At 60.7% G+C, this 2,750-nt stretch carries 3 protein-coding genes; all 3 read left to right on the plus strand.

Annotated elements, in window-relative coordinates:
* The first annotated feature begins 419 nt into the window (after nucleotides 1-419).
* The 3 genes from SRB17_RS45165 to SRB17_RS45175 all read left to right on the plus strand — a co-directional run bounded on the left by SRB17_RS45165 (nucleotide 420) and on the right by SRB17_RS45175 (nucleotide 2,566).
* Nucleotides 420-1,355 (plus strand): NmrA family NAD(P)-binding protein, encoded by a 936-nt coding sequence (locus SRB17_RS45165; RefSeq protein ID WP_323377632.1) that lies wholly within the window; start codon nucleotides 420-422, stop codon nucleotides 1,353-1,355.
* Nucleotides 1,356-1,449: 94 nt separating this feature from the next.
* On the plus strand, nucleotides 1,450-1,788 hold the full coding sequence (locus tag SRB17_RS45170) for a hypothetical protein (protein WP_153548046.1): 339 nt from the start codon (nucleotides 1,450-1,452) through the stop codon (nucleotides 1,786-1,788).
* A 7-nt stretch (nucleotides 1,789-1,795) separates the two neighbouring features.
* Nucleotides 1,796-2,566 (plus strand): transposase, encoded by a 771-nt coding sequence (locus tag SRB17_RS45175; RefSeq protein ID WP_323377633.1) that lies wholly within the window; start codon nucleotides 1,796-1,798, stop codon nucleotides 2,564-2,566.
* Nucleotides 2,567-2,750 lie beyond the last annotated feature (184 nt).

Here is a 2,750-nt window from a genome sequence, read left to right on the forward strand (position 1 = left end):
ACCTGGAGAGTGCTTCTTTCCTTGCAGTGACAGGACCCTCGACAAGTCCCATCGTTGCAGGTCAGCAGCACTCTCCATTTATTTGATCAAGACTCGGACAGGCCCACTCGTGAAAGCGCGAGGTTAGACAGAGAGCCGTGAGCGTCCGCAAACTTTCCCAAAGGAACACGAACCTCCGTTCGACTGTGTCCCCTCAAAGGCTTGAGCTCAATGCGCAATTTGTACCGGTGGTGTTGATGTCACGCCGGTAGGCAGGTCGGTCAGTGTCGGCCAGATGCCTCAACATGCGTACAGAGCGCCCAAGGCTTATGGTTGCACTCTAAAGTGTGTGAACTGTAGTACCTGACTTGGAGACTGAGGCCATGCCCTTATCGTTCGACTCGTAACTTAGTCCTCCTTTCTCGCGTGGGGAGCATGCAGTGACCGAGAAGAAGGAATCGATGGACAGTGGCGTGATACTAGTCACCGGCGCCACAGGAAAGTCTGGAACAGAAACCGTCCGTCTGCTGCGAGAGCGTGGACTGCCGGTTCGTGCAATCGTGCGCACAATGGACGATCGAGCGGAAAGGCTGCGAGAGAGGGGTGCAGAGATCGTTCAGTGTGATCTTCTGAACTTTGCAGATGTTCGCATGGCGACAACTGACGTGGCCAAAGCGTACTTTAGCTATCCCCCTGGTCCTGGATATATCGAGGCGGCGGTAAATTTTATCCAAGCGGTCACTGATGCTGGCGTGCACGCAGTCGTTGAGATGTCGCAGATCGGTGTGCGTCCCGACACCACCCACATTGGCCTGCAACATTGGATTGTGGAGCGGATGTTCGACCGCACGCCACTGGTCGTCACGCACCTGAGGCCCACCCTGTTCATGAATTGGGTAGAGAACTTCTGGATTCGTATCAGCGCCGACAAGGGAATTTTGCGCCTACCCCTGGGTAGTGTCCGCCATGCTCCCATTACAATGGAGGACGTAGCTAGGGTTATTGAAGCAATCCTGCTGAACCCCGAACCTCATGATCGTGAGATCTATGAACTGTTTGGCGCCCAGGAACTTGACTGGTATGCCATTGCAGCGAAAGTCCAGGCCGAGCTTGGCATCGAAGTACGGTACGAGCCCATAGAGATTTGGACGATGCTTGCCGCGCTGACAGCTTTGGGGAGGCCGGACAGGGCGCATCATCTTGCCATGGTGTCGCAGGATTACCGTGACGGATTTTATTCCGGATTTAACAATATGGTCGAGCAGCTCAGCGGATTCAAGCCGACTACCGTCGAAGAGTATGTCGCGGCAAATCGCGATGCGTTTGACACAAATGGTGAGCTCGCGATGACTGATGTTCGGCTAAACGCTGCCTAAGAGCTGTCCCGCAAATAGTCGGTGGGGCGGCGGCACCAGGTGCTGAGCGGATACTCGCGAGACTCCGGCGTGGCAGCTGTGGCAGCCTGCGGGCATGCCAGAGCTGCGCGTTCATGCAGGCCGCCACTACGCCGTCCAGTTCCACTACGCGTTGCCGGACGATGCCTGGTGTGTGGAGCTGAGCGAGGCCGTGCCGGCGCCGGCTGCGTGGGCTGAGATTCCCAACGCACAGACCCACCTGCCCGGAGCTGCCTTCATGGTGGCGGTGATACCCGACGAGGACCCGAGCTTGAAGCCGGCCGTCCATATCCACAGCCCCGACGAGCACGTCATCCCCTACGAGATCATGCGCTGGTTCATGGAGCGGGTGGCCGAGCAGGTTGAACGCTGCCGCCTCGCGTTTGAGCAGGGAGCTCCTGAAGCGGTGGAATGATCACGCAGTGACTGGTGTGATCACGGCGTCGGAGCCTGCCTGGATAGCCCCGTTCAGCGGACTGAGTCCGCGACAGTTCGGCAAGCTGATCACGGCGTTACGACGCGAGGGTGCAGACCCCGTTCGCAAGGGCCGGCCGTGGAGTCTGCCGCTGGAGGACCGCGTCCTGCTGGTCGCCGCGTACTGGCGCACCAACCTCACGCTGCGGCAGCTGGCACCGTTGTTCGGGGTATCGAAGTCGGCCGCCGACCGCATCATCGACCACCTCGGCCCCTCGCTCGCGCTCCAGCAGCGCAAACGGTTCCGCAAGGACACCGTCCTGATCGTCGACGGAACCCTGGTCCCCACCCGGGACCACAGCATCGCCGAGCAGTCGAAGAACTACAGGTACTCCACCAACCACCAGGTCGTCATCGACGCCGACACCCGCCTGGTCGTCGCCGTCGGCCGACCGCTGCCCGGCAACCGCAACGACTGCAAGGCATGGGAGCTGTCCGGGGCGAAAGCCGCCGTCAGGAAGACCACCGTCATCGCGGACGGCGGCTACCGCGGCACCGGCCTGGTCATCCCACACCGCCGAGAGAAAGGCCAGAGCGAACTACCGGCCTGGAAGGAGGAACACAACGCCTCCCACCGCAAAGTCCGCGCCCGCGTCGAGCACGCCTTCGCCCGCATGAAGACCTGGAAGATCCTCCGCGACTGCCGCCTCAAAGGCGACGGCGTCCACCACGCCATGCTCGGCATCGCCCGCCTGCACAACCTCGCCCTCGCCGGGTGACCGAGAAGACGAGTAGTCAGCCAGCACGCCGTAGATCATTTACGGGACAAGGCTTAACCTCGATCGTTCATGAGTCCTCGTCGGTTCGCTGATGGGGACTCCGCGTTTGTGTGGTGCGGTCTTTTCGGGGTTGGGGCAGGGCGAGGGTCCGGCTCTCGCGTCGGATGGGCGCCGGGTTCCACTT

Origin of the sequence: Streptomyces sp. RB17 (assembly GCF_009604455.1) — a bacterium.
In the GTDB taxonomy this organism is placed as follows: Bacteria; Actinomycetota; Actinomycetes; order Streptomycetales; family Streptomycetaceae; genus Streptomyces.